The sequence below is a fragment of the Pseudoflavonifractor capillosus genome (assembly GCF_016899775.1).
GTDB lineage: Bacteria > Bacillota > Clostridia > Oscillospirales > Oscillospiraceae > Lawsonibacter.
The window spans coordinates 44,385-59,489 of sequence record NZ_JACJJE010000018.1; the positions used below are offsets into that span (position 1 = coordinate 44,385).

A 15,105-nucleotide genomic window follows, 5' to 3' on the forward strand; every position below is an offset into this window, starting at 1 on the left:
TAACTCCTCATAAGTCCTGTATTTCTTCTCATATGCTTGATATTACAGGATTTTTCACACTTTTCGTGCAGCCTGAGCTTCCACCTGTTTTGAAGATATCTTCTCGAATCTTCTCAGGATTTCTCATGTTTTTTCCTGCAATATTGGTAAAGGCGTTGGTAAAGAAAGCCGCTTTACCAACGGGCAATTTTAGGCGTTCGACACACGCAGCAGTTCATCTTTGGCGTCGTCAAACTTCACATGGGTGTAGGTATTCAGTGTTACGCTGATGTCTGCATGGCCCATGATGTACTGCAATGTCTTGGGGTTCATCCCGGATTTTGCCATGTTGGAACAGAAGGTGTGCCTGCACACATGAGGGGTTACTTTCGGCATCTGGATGCGGTAAATTTTATTATACTTCTGGACAATATGCTCCAGGTACTTCTCCCAATGAAGGGCTACCATAGGCATATCGTTCTTGTCCAGAAACAGAAAACCAACGTATCCATCTACCATTGGCTCCGCTTTGGGAACCGCACGGTTGGCGATGATCCGGCGGAAACAGGATGCTACCTCCTCAGTCATCGGGACATATCGGATACCACTTTCTGTCTTTGGCTGCTGGATCACATACTCCATCTGTGATGTCCTCTGCAACTGACGATCTACTTTGATACGCATTTCCTCAAACTCAACATCCTGGATCGTAAGTCCACAGAATTCCGAGATACGAAGCCCTGTGTGAAAGAGGATATAGATCCCGTCGTAGTATCTGCTGAAATGCTTGTCCTCTTTGATAAATTTCAGAAGATCCCGTTCCTGTTTCCGGCTGATGGCTTCTCTCGTCACTGAGTCATTGACGATCACCGATGCCAGCTCAAAACCGAACGGATTCTTGCGGATCAGGTCATCATCCACTGCCATCTGGAATGCCGGTCTGAGAACACCACGAATCGAATGAATGGAGCTATACCCTCGGCCATCCACCTTCTGAAGCTTGATGAGCCATGCTTTGGCATCCGACAAGCGCACCTTGTCAATGCGCTGCCTGCCGAACGGTTCTTTTTTCAAGATGTTGATCACCGTCTTGTATCCTGCGACCGTATTATGGCGAACGCCGGTTTTCAGGGACACATATTTTTCCACCAGTTCCAAAACCGTGAGCTTTCCACCGTTGGTTACGATGTGATCGAACAAATCAGCCTCAATCTGCTTTTCCTTTTCTCTCAGGGAAGACTCTCGCTTTTTCCCCTTGGGCATAGGATCATTTTTATCCAGCCTCCAGCTGTACACATTTTGCTCTTTGCCATCCTCGTCCAGATAGCGGAACCGATACCTCCCATCCTTGCGCTGATACTCGCCTTCTCGCAAAATCCGATTGCGATTGTCTCGTCTTTTTTCACTCATTGAAATCTCTCCTCTAAAAGAAAGGAGAGCCAGACTTGCACTCTTATCATAGCACAAGTTTGGCTCTCCGTATAGCTTTGCCATGAAGGAATGGCGATCTGCCATCGACTTTTTGAAAGGCTATTATACAGCAGTGGCCTGATCCAGATACCTCTCAAATTTCTCCCGTTTGATCAAAGCACGGTTTCCATTCATCACATAAAAATCCTCATTGGGGTGCTCATCAATCAGCATCCGCAGCTTTCCCTCTCCGATATGATAATATCCGGCGGCTTCCTCAATGGTCAGGGTATAGCGGCGCCAGACCGGAATATCCAAACACTTCTTACTGCAAGTCATAGTCTTTTCATTTTCCATAGGCTACCTCCATAGATCAGAAAGGCCAGGCAAAGGGAACCTGCAACGAAGTCCGGCAACGGACTCCGAAAAACCTGCAACCTATCGTCTGGCCATCGTTTCTTACTTTTCAGATTTTCTTGTGAAATCTCGTTGCTTTCGTTGTCAGAGAACAGATACCTACCAAAAAGCCTAGCTTTACGGGTATTTATCGTATCAATACCTCCACTTTTGCGGCAACAAAGTCAGCAACCAGCCGACAACCTACTGGGCAACAAGCCCTGTAAATCAGGCAATCCACTCCTTTGGCAGCTCCAGCTGACGGACTTCTTCCTCGCTCAGCTCCACAAATCCACCTTCGTTGTCGGTCAGTTCGTTGCCGGAAATCTCCCTTTCCCAGCCACGCTGACGCCCATATCCAGCAAACATCCGGGGGTTAGAGAAGGGCTTCCAGCCCGTCACCACCGTGTTCATGATCTCGTTGATGTTGTGCAACTGCCAACGCTTCGGCTCCTCAAAGGCGTGTCCCAACGCTTCCTTGAATAGCTGCTTGGAGCAGACCACATTGCCGGTGTAGTGTTCCAGAAACCCCTGAATCTGCCCAGCCTCAGTGTCCTCCGGCATGAAGTCCTTCTGAACCTCCACCAGCTGCTTCTGAATCTCCTTTGAAAACTTCATGGAATACTCTCCGCTGCGGTAAATGGTCATAGCCTCCGCCCATACCTGCAACAGATATTCTCTGGAAGCGGCTTCGTCCTCCAGAATGTGAACCTCAGCTTTCTCCGGGTAAATCATCACCGGCAGGAACCGACGATTTCCGGCCCGGTCAAGGGGGAGGAAGTCCAGCGTGTTGGAGGAACCACCGAACACACACTGCCGCAGTCGGTCTTTGGGCTGGGTCTCATAGGGCGTGCGGTAGGTTTCCTTTTGGCGGCTGATAAAGGAGCGGATCTCCTCGATGCTCTTGGCGTTACTGGTGGCCAGCATCTCCGACATCTCGATAATCCAGTGGCCTTGCAGCTTGGCAAACACCTTGTCATCATCCAGCTTTTTTAGGTCATCAGAGAACCACTCATCCTGTATAGCCAGGAAGCGAAAGAAGGTGGACTTTCCAGCTCCCTGACCGCCCACCAGACAGAGCAGCTCCTCATACTTGGAACCCGGATGGAACACCCGGCGGATGGCTCCCAGCAGGAAGTGCTTGAGCATTTCTTCCACATAGTTGCTCTCGTCTGCCCCCAGAAAATGATGCAGACAAGAGCGTATCCGGGGCTTGCCGTCCCACGCCAGACTGTTCAGAACATCCTGAATGGGGTGATAGCAGTTTTCGTTTGCTACGATGGAGAGCGCCGCCATCAGCTTCTTTTCGCTGGTCAAACCGTAGTTCTGCTCAAAGTAAAGGAGCAGATATTTGACATCGGTATCGGTCAAGGCGCTGGTGCTTCTGCGCCAACCCAGATCCCTCACAATATCCACACGGTCGGTCAGCAGATTCAGCCGGATAGCACCCCGCAAAAGCGGATCTTGGCAGAACACCGTGCGGCAATTTCCAATGGTGTTGGCCGGTTGTCCTTTCTCGGTGACGGAGAGATTTTCCCGCACCTGCTCAACGGTCAATTCCACGCTTTCGATCTGCCGGGTTGCAGGCACTAAACTCTGCGATTCGCTGTTCAATGCTTCTCACCTCCTCAAGAGAAAAGCATCTGATTTCTTCGCAAAATCAGATGCCTTAAAGCTCCATATCCTGTTTTTCCTGCTGCTTTTTCCGGTTGGATTCTCTCTGTGCGCTATCCTGCTTGGCTTTTTTCAGGAAAGCAAGGATGGATTCCTTGGCCTTTTCCTGAATCTGCTGTTTACCAGCCTGTTTAACCTCCGGCTGCATCAGCTTCTTCTGGATTTTTGTCAGTGCAGACTGCATGGCATTTTTGATTTTCGAGACGACCCCATCCAATCGGGCGGCAGCATACTCACGCTCTTTTTGCGGAGCTTTCCGTTCCGGCGAGAGAACCCAGTTTTTCGTTTCTTCCACCAACCGAAGATCCTCCTTGTGGGTTTCCTGCCGGACAGTGTCGGTGACAACCTCCACCGCCTTGTCATAGGCAATATCCGAAACTTCTTCTACCAGCGTTTCCACATCTTCGATTTTCAGGGTCAGCTCCTCCAGCTTCTGTTCCTGGGCGGCCAGCTGCTCCTTTTGCTTCATCAGAATGTAGTCCTGCTTCTCCAGATACGCTCGCCCACCATAGGACGGCTCCTGCTCCAGATGCACCCCGTGTTTGCGGCTGATGTCAAAGAGCAGCGTCCGGCATACTGCATCAAAGGTTTGTTTTCGATTGTTGTGTTTGCCCTTGGGCTTACTCGGATCGGGCAATTCAAAGCCCAGTTCCTCCAGTGCCTTTTCCTGTTGGGGACACAGCTCCCCATACCGGTTTTTACAGTCAAACACATGGCGTTCATGGATATGGGGCGTGCCCTCATCCAGATGCAGCGCCCAGTCCAGAATGTGGATATGGGAACCAAAGCGCCGTTCAAACTCCTCATAAAATTCGCTGACGATGAGCGCCAGCGTACCCGGTGGAACGGATTCTTCCATGGTGCCGATCTGGTAGATACTTTCCTCCGGGCAGGTCTTGTTGTTTTTCAAAAGATCTTCCACCGTGCGGTTGCGCTCGGTGTGCCGGGTTTTCTCGTTCCGGGCATTCTGGGCATCCACATGGTCGGAATAATGCTCGTAGTAATACATCCGCTCAATTTCTTCAAAGCTGAAATCCGGCTGTTCCGGGTTCTCCCGAATTTCCGGGGTAGTGAAACCACGGTAGCAGTCCCAGTACACATTTTTCTTGGCTCGCTGGGCGTCAATGTGTTCGCTGTTTTCCACATCAAACCGGCGGTCATTGTGCCGGGGATTATAGGTGCCATGCTTGCCGGAGCGTCCGTTATGCCGTGTCAGTTTCAATTTCCATCCCTCCAATCTCTGTTGATTTTCCCGAAGGGGAGCAGCGGCGAAGCCGTCAAACCTGCGGATTTCTGCGTCAGGTAATACCCAGTATGAATTGACGCAAAGCATCAACTCTCCCTGGGCAAGGCGTTTCACCCTTGACCCGATGGGGCTGGCTGCCCTCAACCCGCCAATGGGCGTTGCCCCTTGACCCCAACAGGGCGCTGCACCCCTGTACCCAGCACAAAGGGCTTGCCGCCCTCTGTACTCCTGCCCGGAGAAGCTGACTTCTACCACTTGTACGGTTTCTGTCAGTTCCTCCGGCTCTGAATGCTCCTTTTGTCGCATTTCCCGGTATAGGGGATACTGGGATATCACGATACCAATTCACCGCAAAAATACCGGGTGCAGACCCATTATTTTCCTGTGAATTGACCCGATTTCAGGCGCTCTTCTTGTCCGTCTGCAAGACCTGAAATCCGTGCTGTTTGGCGTACTCTCTGGCAGCAGCCAGCCGTTCCTCGCTGTACGGCGGTACCAGACGGATGGACAGGCGGGACTTGTCCATCACATAGGTCACGCTGCCCTCTGTGGTGCTACGCTCCAACCGGCACAGCTGGGGATACTTGCGGCTGAACTCGGCCAGCCTGCGCTTCAGATCGGCGTTGAAGGTGTAGATACTGGCGGTGTCCTCCGCCTCGTTCCAGTTGATGATGGTTTCTTTCTCATACTTAGACAGCTTCGTCATACAGATCCTCCTCATAGTCGGTGTTTTCCTTTACCAAACGCAGGCGGCGCTTGGCACGGTAATACTCGTCCATCTCAGCACGGAGCTGATGATAAAAGCCGGTGTACCAGCTTTCTGACATCTCCGTTTCCATCTTCCGGGCCAGCTCCAGCATCCGATGTTTGGCCTGAGGGTCAACGGTTAAGGCAGTCAGCCATTTCAGCCGCGTTACCGTGTTGTGGTGATTGGGACAGGCAAAGGCATACAGCACTTTCTTTTCCCGGATACTCAATTTCATAAAATCAACCTCCTAAAAGTTTATTTTCTATGTGTTAGTTGCCGGTTTGCCTGCAATCGCTCCTGCCCGGATTTTCCCCGGCGTATTGTCCCTCTTGGTGCGCTCCTGTCATGGCGTCACTTCCCCAAAGGTCATACCCCTTGCAGACGGTCATTCAATTTTCAAGGTTCTATGTCTCCTGACAAAACTTATTTTACGGAAAAAACAGGCCCTCTCCCGTATATCCAAAACGATGGAAAACGGTTTGAAACCAGCATATTTCCACGCTTATGGAATCCATGGTATAATGGTTGAAAAGGGAAGGATTTTCTTGACGAGAGGGGGAATTTGGATGCAAACAAAGCTGTCTATCCCGGAACGGTTAAAAGACTTGCGGGTGGTGGATAAGCACCTGACACTGGAGCAGCTGGCTGAGCAGACCGGACTTTCTAAATCTGCTCTCAGCAAATATGAAAGCGACGATTATAAGGACATCAGCCCGTTTGCCATCGCTACGCTGGCGGAATTTTATGGGGTGTCCACCGACTACCTGATGGGGTTATCGGAAAATAAAAATCACCCAAACACAGAGCTTCAGGCCCTGCATTTGAGTGATGATATGGTTGCATTATTGAGCAGCGGAAAAATCAACAACCGGCTGCTGTGTGAGATTGCCACCCACGAGAACTTCCAGCGGCTGATGACGGATATTGAGATTTTTGTTGACCGCATCGCTGATATGCGGATTGCTCAGATGAATCTGGTGCTGGAGGCCACCCGACAGGAAGTGATCCGCAGCCATGCGCCGAGGGAGAACGACCTTTATGTCCGCACGCTGGAGTTGGGACAGGTACAGGAAAGTGACTTTTTCAGCCACACAATTCACGACGATCTGGACAGCATCATCCAGGATATTCGGAAGACCCATGTCACCGACCGCACCACCGCCGATCCGCAGCCGACTTTCACGGAGGTCAAAGAAAAATTTGACCGTGCCATGCGGCTGGGCAGCAATGAGGAACGGGTAATCCACGAGTTCTGTGACCAGATGCAGATTCCCTTCGACAAGATTGCGTCCGAGGATTTCTCGGCGTTTATGCGGATACTGAGCCTGTCCAAGCTGCTGAAGAATCCCAACAATATGAGAGGGAAGGCCCGGCCGCAAAAGTACCACAGTACTAAGAATAGGAAGAAAAGATCCAATTAAAGGCTATCGCGTAAAGAGCATCCTGTTTCATTTGAACGCAGGATGCTCTTTTTACAAATATTCAGTTTTCAAAACGATTGTGGCAGATTGTTAATCACTAAGTACCCTGGAGCTTAATTTCAATAATCTCTTTTTGCGTATCCTTGTCTATTGCAATTTTGAAATCATCACCAAGTGTGATCGAAAAATCAAATCCCTTATCTTCCGTAGCGATAGAGCCTGTTCCATTTTCTATCGCTTCAGCATCTCCCTGCTGAAGTTTGAGTTTAGCGGAGAACCATCCGCTCAATGTGATTTTCCCGTTTTCAATTTTCCACTTGGACAGTACCATCTTCGGAAAATCCAGAATCTCAACATAGTCGGCCAAATAATCGACACACTCCGCTTTATGCTTCTCTGCATACTCAAAAACTGCGTTTTCTTGTGTCTGTGCAAATCCTTCTATTTGCGAAATACAAGAAATGCAAATGTCAGAAACCTGTTTTAGAAGCAAATATGCAGATTTAAAGATTATTTGCCACTCTTCATCCAAGGGACTTATTATTTCATGAAACAGAGCATTTCTCAGTGCATATACATAATTAGCAAACCAGTCCACAGCCTTTGTTGCAATCAACTGTGCATATTTTCCCTGATGTGACTTATATATGTTTTCTCGCTCTGAACGGCTAAACCCATTAAACGGAATCTGGTAAATAATTGCATAAGAGTTCGATGCAATCAGCGGATCCACCTCGTGAGGATATTTGTAGTTGTATTCAAATCTGAGACGAAGTGCTGTGTCCAATCGCAAACAGGCATCTTTAATTTTCCTGGTTACTGTTTGGTTGAACCCCTTCTTCGGGAGTGTTATATCAATATAATGTCGAAGTGTGCCTGTTATCTCACTCATTACCGCATCATAAAAGTCACGCATAAATTGCGTTTCATTTATAATGAGGTCTTGATGCTTATGTTTCTCTACCGTGGAACAAACAATTGGACGAAGATCAATTTCTTTTTTTATGCTTTCGTTATACTTTGTTGTGCGGAACTGACCGGATACACCAAGGTAGAATTTCAGAATATGCTTATCAACAATATGTAGATTTGCTTGATATCGCTCCTTCAGGCTACCATCTTTATCCAGATCAATGGTCTTCTCCTCATAGGAGAAATCGCGATTGATTTGGAAAAAAGTCTGGAAGAAATATTGAGGAAAAACATCCATCACTTTTCGCATACTAATAGGATACATTGCAAATACTTCTTGGGCAAAATTGTCTGTATCGATGTTCTTTTGAACAAAGGGCATAATACCATCTTTGTAAGCATTCAAAAAAGGTTTGTCTCCTCGAGGCATACCATCTTCCGTAAAAACATCAACATCAGGATTCAATTCTCTTAAAACTGCAATAAAAGTAAACCATGTTTTGATGAACAGTGTTACAAAATCAGACTCGGTAATCGCTTTCCATTGCTCATATTTTCTTTCTACCTGCATATCACTGTTCCACCTTATCTTTTAGCCATGCCAGTGAAGCATCTTCTCCCTGCTCGATTGCGATCTCAACGGCCTGCTTTGCATATTCAAGGAGCTGCTTAGATTGGCGGCGAAGTGCAAACGATTTCTGAACCATCTCTGCGAGTTCTCTCTGCTTATCCATATCCAATACGGGAATAATGACATTTTCAATTTCGGAGGGCTTCCAATGCTGAATAATAGCTCCGTTAGAGTCTCGCTCAGCTTGCATTTGTACAACAGGGGAATTAAGAACAAGCGTCAAATAGTCCGGAAGTACTTCACTCGTATTTTTAACAGTTAGATGCAGTAATGCACCAGATGTAATAATATCTTCATCATGCTCCAATTTATATGCAATTCCAACACTACCATCCTTTGAAAAGAGAATCGTATCTTTTTTAGGAAACAGCGCCTTTACATTTTCAACAACATCATGCGAAAGGTAGATTTCTGGCGATGTGATTTCATGCTTAGAAACGTCCCTTACACGAATAAAAGGAATGCCTTCGTCTTTGTATGCGTCACTACCTGGTTCAATAGATTTTTTGATGCTAACAATTCCATTATTTCCACCTAGCCGCTTGCTTGAAAACTTCTTGAGGGCATCAAAAAGAGCATCAAATTTAGGCTGGTAGTATTCTGAATCAAGGCGTCCTGTTTTCATAAAGCTGTCAGAAAAGTTTTTTATAGAAACAGCTGCAGTGGGAAAGTGCGATATGCCCAGGGTCGTTTCAAGCATATCCACAGCGCTATCGTAGTTTTGCTGAGATACTTGCTTAATATTCACTGACCGATTGTAAAGATCCTCAATCGCTTTCTGCAGCACCATTGAGTATTCCGGAATATAAATACCATCAATAGAGCTGAGGGTAAGATGCGGTTGCCCAGTCTGACTGGCAGATCGCCACATTAGTTTTTGCCCAAAAGAACTGTGTAAATATGCCCAAAGATAAAACTTATTGAGATCAGTTATATCGTCTGTTCTTAGGATTATTACATCGCGACAGGTAGCATAAACATTAAACTCATCTGTTACAAGGCCAACTTTTGCCAATGTATTGCCGCCCTTCGCAATAATAATATCTCCGGGATAAGCCAGGGCGATGGTTTTACTATTATTCTTTAGCACTTCTTCAGGCAGAAAAACCGTTTTGTCTGAAATGACAACAAGTCCATCGACGATTTCGTTTACTCGTAGAAACGGAATATTGTTTCTGTCAGAACTGTAATATCCTGTAATCGAGGGATAAAAAGCACTGCAATCCGTTTTCCCGTTGTGATCGGAGATAGTTTTTCCTTCCATAGACGCAAGAACGTTTTCCCAAATGAGGTTATCTTTCTGATAATATTCTGCATCTATACGAAGAAGCTTATCCTTAACATACCGGAGATTGATTTCGCTACATTCCAGCCCATCCATTAAAGCCTTATACTTGGCTTCATCAAAAGGTTCAACGGATGGGCTTATTGAAAAAAACTCAGACCTTCCTTTTTTGCAAACTCAATAAACGCTTCCGCAATGCCCGCAGGTGTCAATCCCTCATGGCTATACAAGTCGTGGTCAACAATCAAATGTCCATGGCGGTCAAGAATATTTTCTCCTGTAGTAGGATCTTTCACATAAATTTTATCGCCAGAGTTATCCTTGCTCGGCTTCTGCATAGTGGCGAAAAAGATAGGATAATCTTCCTTTTTAGGGCACAAGACGTCATCCCACTTCTGTACAAACAGAACTGAGGTTTTGGTTCCAGTATGAGGTTTAAACACATTGCCATGCAAGCCGACGACAGCAAGAATACGACAGCGTTCAGCAATAAACTCACGAATGTATTTGTCGCTGGCGTTGTTGAATCGACCTTGCGGTAAAACGATCGCCATACGACCGCCAGGTTTCAGAAAGTTCAGATTACGCTCAATAAACAGCACATCACGGCCAACCTTATTCTGCCATTTGCCGGCACTGTTTTTACCGAGTTCATAATGAGAAATGATGGTGCTTTCTTTGATGTCACCAGCAAAGGGGGGATTAGCCATCACGAGATCGAATTGAAACCGGCTATAATCCTTCACACCAGAAGGCTGGAGTTTTTTTAGCTTCTTAAAGCCTTCGTTATAGGTGTCAATCCAATCATCTTGTTTGGTGGTTTCACCCCAACGGGAATAGTCCAGTGTGTTCAGATGAAGTACATTGGTCTGACCGTCACCTGCAATCAAATTAAGGGTTCGAGCTACACGGACGGTCTTTTCGTCAAAATCAATCGCAAAAACATTGTCTCTAACAAAATTGGTTTCTTCAGGAATTCGTTCTGCAGCAGTAAATCCTTCACCTTCAGGAAGTCCTTTTTCTCTACGGATGTCTTTCCAGACCTTGAAAATGCTATGAACCGTAAAGCCAGAGCTGCCACAAGCGGTGTCGATAATCTTGTCCTTTGTTGTAGGATTCATCATTTTTACACACATATCAATGACATATCGAGGCGTAAAATACTGGCCTTTTTCACCCTTCTGAGCCTTGCTCATCAGATATTCAAAGGCATCATCTACAACATCAAGATTGTTGTTAAATAACTTTATATCCTGCAAAGAAGCAACACAGACTGCAAGGTGAGACGGGGAAAGCAGAATTTTGCTTTCATCCGTAAAAATACCTTCCCATTTCTTTTTGGCATCATCGAACAGCCCCTGTATCTTTTCTTTCAGTTCAAAATCAGTGTCTCCGGTGTTGCGGAACTGCAAATAGGCAGTGGGGTCATTGGCGCAGATCAACTCATCATACAGCTTGGCAAAAATGAGCTTGAAGATTTCTTCAAAGGAATCCACTCCCGCACTCGCCAGAACTTCATCTTCCATTTCCTTAATTAGAGCTCGGAGAGATTTTTTCTGAGTGCTGATTTTGTCTTTTCGCTTCAGATCTTCATAGGTGAACTTTTCGTTAATGATATCTGAAAGTTTCTGCGTCGCCTTAGGAATGTCGCTGATTTCCTCGAAAAAATTGGGGTCTTTTCGGTTGTAACAGGAAATCTGTTCACCGTTCGTCCAAACACCGATAGGCGCACCAGTAGCATTGCAGTAAGACTTCAGCTGCTCCTTGCCATCAGTGAGCTTGGGCTTTTTCAGCTCCACGATGATATAGGGAACCATCGGGCGATCTTTATCCATGATCGCAATATCAGCCCGCTTTACTTCACGGCCAAAGTGAATCGGAGTTTCCAGCTGAATCCGACTTGCCGCATATCCGTATTCGTTCATGAGTTTATGAATATAGAGTTGGCGAACAGCTTCTTCGGGAGTAAGTTTAATTGCCTTATCACGGATTGCACAAGTGATATAAGGAACCTCTGCACCGCGGACAGACTTCATGAAAATACGAGACTCTACTGCGGATTTGTCCTCCGCAGAAAAAAGGGTGTCGTCGTATGTAGTATTTTTAAAAAGTTCATTCAATGTCATTTTTATTTCCTCCTGATGCGGTACCCGCACAAATAAGTTGCTCGATTTGTATAACTTGTTCTTCTGAGGGGTCTACTGCGATTAGCTGTCTTATCAGGCCCCATAGTTTGGGCTTTCTACTGAGTTCTGCGTTTATATCTGGTGGTGGCGTTCCCTTTGCATTTGCGAAAAGGATCAACATCTTTTCACGCAGTTCAGGAGGTGGTTGAAGCTTCTCTAATAACTTTAGAAACACTTCCTCAGAGGGAAAAATCACACCGCTCTCAATCGAGCTGAGAGATGCATTGGTGATATCAACAGCCAGCGCCAATTGCCTTTGCGAAAGATGCGGTTGCTTCTTTTCTCTTGATTGCTTGATCCACTTGCCGAGTTTCTTCTTATCGGCAGCTGATACAGCCATTGATATTCCTCCCTTCATAGTGTTAGCTGTTAATTAACAGCTAACACTATAATAACACATCTGAATTTTAATCGTCAAGACGATTTGCCCTCAACGATCGAGTAGATGAATCTCAATTTGTGAAACTTTAAAGAGCCGGACTTCGTTAAAGAAGTCCGGCTCTGACTCTATGCATAAATTATTCTGTCATGACCTCAATCATCATTTTGGCCCCCAGCTTAAAGCTACTCTGGAATAGTAGGCATTCTGCCATGGTCTGATGTTCATGTACTGCATCCGTGTACCGGGAGAACAATTCCTTCTGCTCATCTGTCATGGTAGCGAGAAGTTTTTCCTCGTTCCTGGTAATCAACCGGAGTACTTCTTTGTATTCCTTGCAGGCGATTGTATCGTATTCTGTCGGCTCAATATTACCGTACCAGAATTCTTCTAAAATCCTCATACAGCATCCTCCTCGTAGATCAGCTCCCGGAGGATGATTTCCTCTGCACGGCTGTGGATGCTGTTCATAGCTCTGACCCATGACATCTGATCTTGGGTTTTCAATTCCTCCGTAATCCCCTCGGTTTCTTTCATCTGGGCAATGATACAATTCAGCCGGTTCTGTGCCTGCTCGTTCAGGTCAGCCAGATATGTCCAGAGTCTGTCACTCAAAATCAGGTCATTATACTGGGCTGGATGGTACTGCTCCAAATAGTCTTTGTGCATCCGTCCCCAAATCCCAATAGGCCGGGTTTCTTCCCGCAATTCCAAGTCGGGGATATAGTAGTCGCCAACCAACGTATAATGCAGGCCATTGTGTTCATCGTAAATATGTTTTTTGAGCTCTTTCATGTTGTTGATCTCCTCATTCTGGTGTAATAGTTAGCAAGCCTGGCTCTCCAGAAATATTGGTAAATCATTGGTAAAACTGATGTTGAAACACAGGAAGTGCTTGATTTACAAGCGTTTTTTCACGTCCGGTAAATCCTGCCGTGGCACACGAATAGTATTTTTATCATATCTCTTATATCCCTTCAAAAGCCTTCAAACCTTGATATTACGGGCTTTCCGGCGCTCTTTTCAATTTTTGTGTTTTGCCTTAAATTCACGCTCTTCTTTGTAAATCTACGCAAATTCACGGGCAAATGGTGTAGTAATTGGTGTAGTAACTTGGTGCATTTTCAACCTGATTTTCTCTGCTTTTCCGGCATGACAGTTCCCTTGAAATCTATAATTTTTGCCATCTGCTCTGCTGCCCGGTCATAGCTGGCGTGGGTGTAGACATTCAGCGTTACTCCAACGTCAGAGTGTCCCATCACATACTGCAAGGTCTTTATATCCATACCAGCGTTTGCCATATTGGTACAGAAAGTATGGCGGAACACATGGGGTGTGATATGCGGCAGCGGCTTGTCCGGGTACAGCTTCTTATACTTTTTCATCGCCCAGCGCATTTCATTTTCGGTATGCAACGCCACCTTGGGTTTGTCGTCCTTATCCAACAGCAGAAATCCGCTGTATCCGTCTACAATGATTTCCGTCTTTATCTTCCTGCGGCGTTCAAGAATATTCTTCAGACTTTGATAGACTTCCTCTGTCATGGGAATAAAGCGGCAGCCGCACTCCGTCTTGGTTTTCTCGACATAATACTTTCCGCCCCGTTCCCGGACAAGTTGGTGGTCTACCCGGATTCGCCGGTTTTCAAAATCCAAATCACTTTTTGTAAGGCCGCAAAATTCACTGACACGCATACCCGTTCCCAGCAGCACGACAAATTCATCATAATACTTGGTGTAGGTTTTGTCCTCCCGGATAAAGCCCATCCAAATCTCCTGCTGTTCCTCCGTCATGGCAATCCGCTTCTGTGAGTCATTGGGAACCACGTCCACTAATTTGAAGTCAAAAGGATTGCGGCGGATAATATCCTCGTTGTATGCCATCTGAAAAGCGGGTTTCACAACGCCCCTGACACTGGTGATGGTGCTGTACCCTTTCCCGTCGCTATGGAGCTTCATAATCCACTGTTGCGCGTCTGATACCTTAATATCCCTTATCTTCCGGTAGCTAAAATCTTCTTTTTTAATCAGGTTCAGAACAAAATTGTACCCGATTTTGGTATTGTAGCGCACACCCTGTTTCAAGCTGATATAGCGTTCCACAAGGGCAATCACGGTTGCTTTTCCAGCGGCATAGTCAATCCCTTCGTCAAGCTGCTTCTGGATTTCTTTTTCCTTTTCCCGCAATTCCTTCAAATCAGAGGAATAGATGGTCTGCCGTTTGCCTTGAACGTCTGTATAGCGGTACTGATAAATCAGGTCTTTTCTCTGGCTCTCTCCTGTCCGCAGGATTCTTCCTTTATGGTCTTTGCGTTTCTCGGACATTGTCAAACTCCTTTCCGTGATGGAAAGAGCCTTGATATGACATAACTATTGTATCATATCAAGTTCTGCTTTCACATCACAAATTTCAAATGGAATACTCCTGCTCAATGAATTTATCAAATAGACGGCGTTTTATCAGGCGCTTGCTCCCCACCCACAAAACAAATTGGCAATTCTGTTCACTGGTAAGGTCGCGCAGCTTGTTGATACCAATTCCTGAATACGCAGCCGCTTCTTCTAAGGTCAAATTACTCTTTTCCCAAATCGGGACTTCCTTCATAGGCAATACTCCTTTCAGTCAGCAATCAGTTTCTTCATGCTCTTCATTTTCCGCTGCGCGGTTTCCTGCCGGAAGTTGTCGCCGGTGAAGCGTACCGGGACGCACATGGAAAGCAGGCGGTCATAAATCCGGGAATGGGCGGTGTCCTCCGGGTTCCGCAGGTCGTCCAGCGTGAGGTTGGTCGTGACGATCAGCGGCTTGCCGCTGCGGTAACGGCTGTCAATCACATTGAAA

15 protein-coding genes and 1 pseudogene are annotated in these 15,105 nt (G+C 46.4%); 1 reads left to right on the plus strand and 15 read right to left on the minus strand.

Going from position 1 to position 15,105, the window contains the following annotated elements:
• Window positions 1-189: 189 nt before the first annotated feature.
• From H6B31_RS07615 to H6B31_RS07640, 6 genes are all read right to left on the minus strand, one after another.
• Window positions 190-1,389: a site-specific integrase gene (locus H6B31_RS07615; protein ID WP_087302108.1), complete on the minus strand. Its 1,200-nt coding sequence runs from the start codon at window positions 1,387-1,389 to the stop codon at window positions 190-192.
• Window positions 1,390-1,512: 123 nt separating this feature from the next.
• Window positions 1,513-1,746: an excisionase gene (locus H6B31_RS07620; RefSeq protein WP_087302110.1), complete on the minus strand. Its 234-nt coding sequence runs from the start codon at window positions 1,744-1,746 to the stop codon at window positions 1,513-1,515.
• A gap of 267 nt (window positions 1,747-2,013) precedes the next feature.
• Window positions 2,014-3,357, minus strand: coding sequence for a VapE domain-containing protein (locus tag H6B31_RS07625; RefSeq protein ID WP_204898010.1), 1,344 nt, complete (start codon window positions 3,355-3,357; stop codon window positions 2,014-2,016).
• Window positions 3,358-3,454: 97 nt separating this feature from the next.
• Window positions 3,455-4,681 (minus strand): plasmid recombination protein, encoded by a 1,227-nt coding sequence (locus tag H6B31_RS07630; protein ID WP_204898011.1) that lies wholly within the window; start codon window positions 4,679-4,681, stop codon window positions 3,455-3,457.
• Between the two features lie 424 nt (window positions 4,682-5,105).
• A complete protein-coding gene (locus H6B31_RS07635) occupies window positions 5,106-5,411 on the minus strand; it encodes a molecular chaperone (RefSeq protein WP_087989264.1) in 306 nt (101 codons plus the stop codon).
• Window positions 5,395-5,688 (minus strand): hypothetical protein, encoded by a 294-nt coding sequence (locus H6B31_RS07640; RefSeq protein WP_204741274.1) that lies wholly within the window; start codon window positions 5,686-5,688, stop codon window positions 5,395-5,397. The genes H6B31_RS07635 and H6B31_RS07640 overlap by 17 nt, the downstream gene beginning before the upstream one ends.
• Before the next feature lie 331 nt (window positions 5,689-6,019).
• Between H6B31_RS07640 and H6B31_RS07645 the strand changes: the two genes are divergently transcribed.
• Window positions 6,020-6,874, plus strand: coding sequence for a helix-turn-helix domain-containing protein (locus H6B31_RS07645; protein WP_087302118.1), 855 nt, complete (start codon window positions 6,020-6,022; stop codon window positions 6,872-6,874).
• Between the two features lie 97 nt (window positions 6,875-6,971).
• Here H6B31_RS07645 and H6B31_RS07650 read toward each other — a convergent pair whose 3' ends face one another.
• The 9 genes and pseudogenes from H6B31_RS07650 to H6B31_RS07690 form a co-directional block, all read right to left on the minus strand.
• Entirely contained in the window at window positions 6,972-8,357 is a 1,386-nt protein-coding gene (locus H6B31_RS07650) for a hypothetical protein (RefSeq protein WP_087302120.1), read from the minus strand.
• Window position 8,358: 1 nt separating this feature from the next.
• Window positions 8,359-9,798: a restriction endonuclease subunit S gene (locus tag H6B31_RS07655; RefSeq protein WP_204245851.1), complete on the minus strand. Its 1,440-nt coding sequence runs from the start codon at window positions 9,796-9,798 to the stop codon at window positions 8,359-8,361.
• Between the two features lie 44 nt (window positions 9,799-9,842).
• Window positions 9,843-11,828 (minus strand): type I restriction-modification system subunit M, encoded by a 1,986-nt coding sequence (locus H6B31_RS07660; protein WP_087302122.1) that lies wholly within the window; start codon window positions 11,826-11,828, stop codon window positions 9,843-9,845.
• The gene (locus H6B31_RS07665; protein ID WP_162612391.1) at window positions 11,815-12,228 is read right to left on the minus strand and encodes a helix-turn-helix domain-containing protein; all 414 of its coding nucleotides are present in this window, start codon (window positions 12,226-12,228) and stop codon (window positions 11,815-11,817) included. Before H6B31_RS07665 ends, H6B31_RS07660 begins: the two co-directional genes overlap by 14 nt.
• Window positions 12,229-12,406: 178 nt before the next feature.
• Window positions 12,407-12,670: a DUF6809 family protein gene (locus tag H6B31_RS07670; protein WP_087302126.1), complete on the minus strand. Its 264-nt coding sequence runs from the start codon at window positions 12,668-12,670 to the stop codon at window positions 12,407-12,409.
• Window positions 12,667-13,062 carry a TnpV protein gene (locus tag H6B31_RS07675; RefSeq protein WP_087302128.1) on the minus strand — a complete coding sequence of 132 codons (396 nt, stop codon included), beginning with the start codon at window positions 13,060-13,062 and terminating at the stop codon, window positions 12,667-12,669. The genes H6B31_RS07670 and H6B31_RS07675 overlap by 4 nt, the downstream gene beginning before the upstream one ends.
• Window positions 13,063-13,391: 329 nt before the next feature.
• Window positions 13,392-14,591, minus strand: a complete 1,200-nt coding sequence (locus H6B31_RS07680; protein WP_204898006.1) for a site-specific integrase — start codon at window positions 14,589-14,591, stop codon at window positions 13,392-13,394.
• 85 nt (window positions 14,592-14,676) lie between these two features.
• On the minus strand, window positions 14,677-14,871 hold the full coding sequence (locus H6B31_RS07685) for an excisionase (protein WP_150310285.1): 195 nt from the start codon (window positions 14,869-14,871) through the stop codon (window positions 14,677-14,679).
• Window positions 14,872-14,885: 14 nt separating this feature from the next.
• Window positions 14,886-15,105: pseudogene (locus tag H6B31_RS07690) on the minus strand (ATP-binding protein); the annotation flags it as partial.

Excerpts from the sequence above, each read along its gene's own strand:
- H6B31_RS07685 (WP_150310285.1), bottom strand. The coding sequence starts at position 14,871 with ATGAAGGAAGTCCCGATTTGGGAAAAGAGTAATTTGACCTTAGAAGAA.
- H6B31_RS07635 (WP_087989264.1), bottom strand. The coding sequence starts at position 5,411 with ATGACGAAGCTGTCTAAGTATGAGAAAGAAACCATCATCAACTGGAAC.
- H6B31_RS07675 (WP_087302128.1), bottom strand. The coding sequence starts at position 13,062 with ATGAAAGAGCTCAAAAAACATATTTACGATGAACACAATGGCCTGCAT.
- H6B31_RS07655 (WP_204245851.1), bottom strand. The coding sequence starts at position 9,798 with ATGGATGGGCTGGAATGTAGCGAAATCAATCTCCGGTATGTTAAGGAT.
- H6B31_RS07665 (WP_162612391.1), bottom strand. The coding sequence starts at position 12,228 with ATGGCTGTATCAGCTGCCGATAAGAAGAAACTCGGCAAGTGGATCAAG.
- H6B31_RS07620 (WP_087302110.1), bottom strand. The coding sequence starts at position 1,746 with ATGGAAAATGAAAAGACTATGACTTGCAGTAAGAAGTGTTTGGATATT.
- H6B31_RS07640 (WP_204741274.1), bottom strand. The coding sequence starts at position 5,688 with ATGAAATTGAGTATCCGGGAAAAGAAAGTGCTGTATGCCTTTGCCTGT.
- H6B31_RS07660 (WP_087302122.1), bottom strand. The coding sequence starts at position 11,828 with ATGACATTGAATGAACTTTTTAAAAATACTACATACGACGACACCCTT.
- H6B31_RS07615 (WP_087302108.1), bottom strand. The coding sequence starts at position 1,389 with ATGAGTGAAAAAAGACGAGACAATCGCAATCGGATTTTGCGAGAAGGC.
- H6B31_RS07680 (WP_204898006.1), bottom strand. The coding sequence starts at position 14,591 with ATGTCCGAGAAACGCAAAGACCATAAAGGAAGAATCCTGCGGACAGGA.
- H6B31_RS07670 (WP_087302126.1), bottom strand. The coding sequence starts at position 12,670 with ATGAGGATTTTAGAAGAATTCTGGTACGGTAATATTGAGCCGACAGAA.
- H6B31_RS07650 (WP_087302120.1), bottom strand. The coding sequence starts at position 8,357 with ATGCAGGTAGAAAGAAAATATGAGCAATGGAAAGCGATTACCGAGTCT.
- H6B31_RS07645 (WP_087302118.1), top strand. The coding sequence starts at position 6,020 with ATGCAAACAAAGCTGTCTATCCCGGAACGGTTAAAAGACTTGCGGGTG.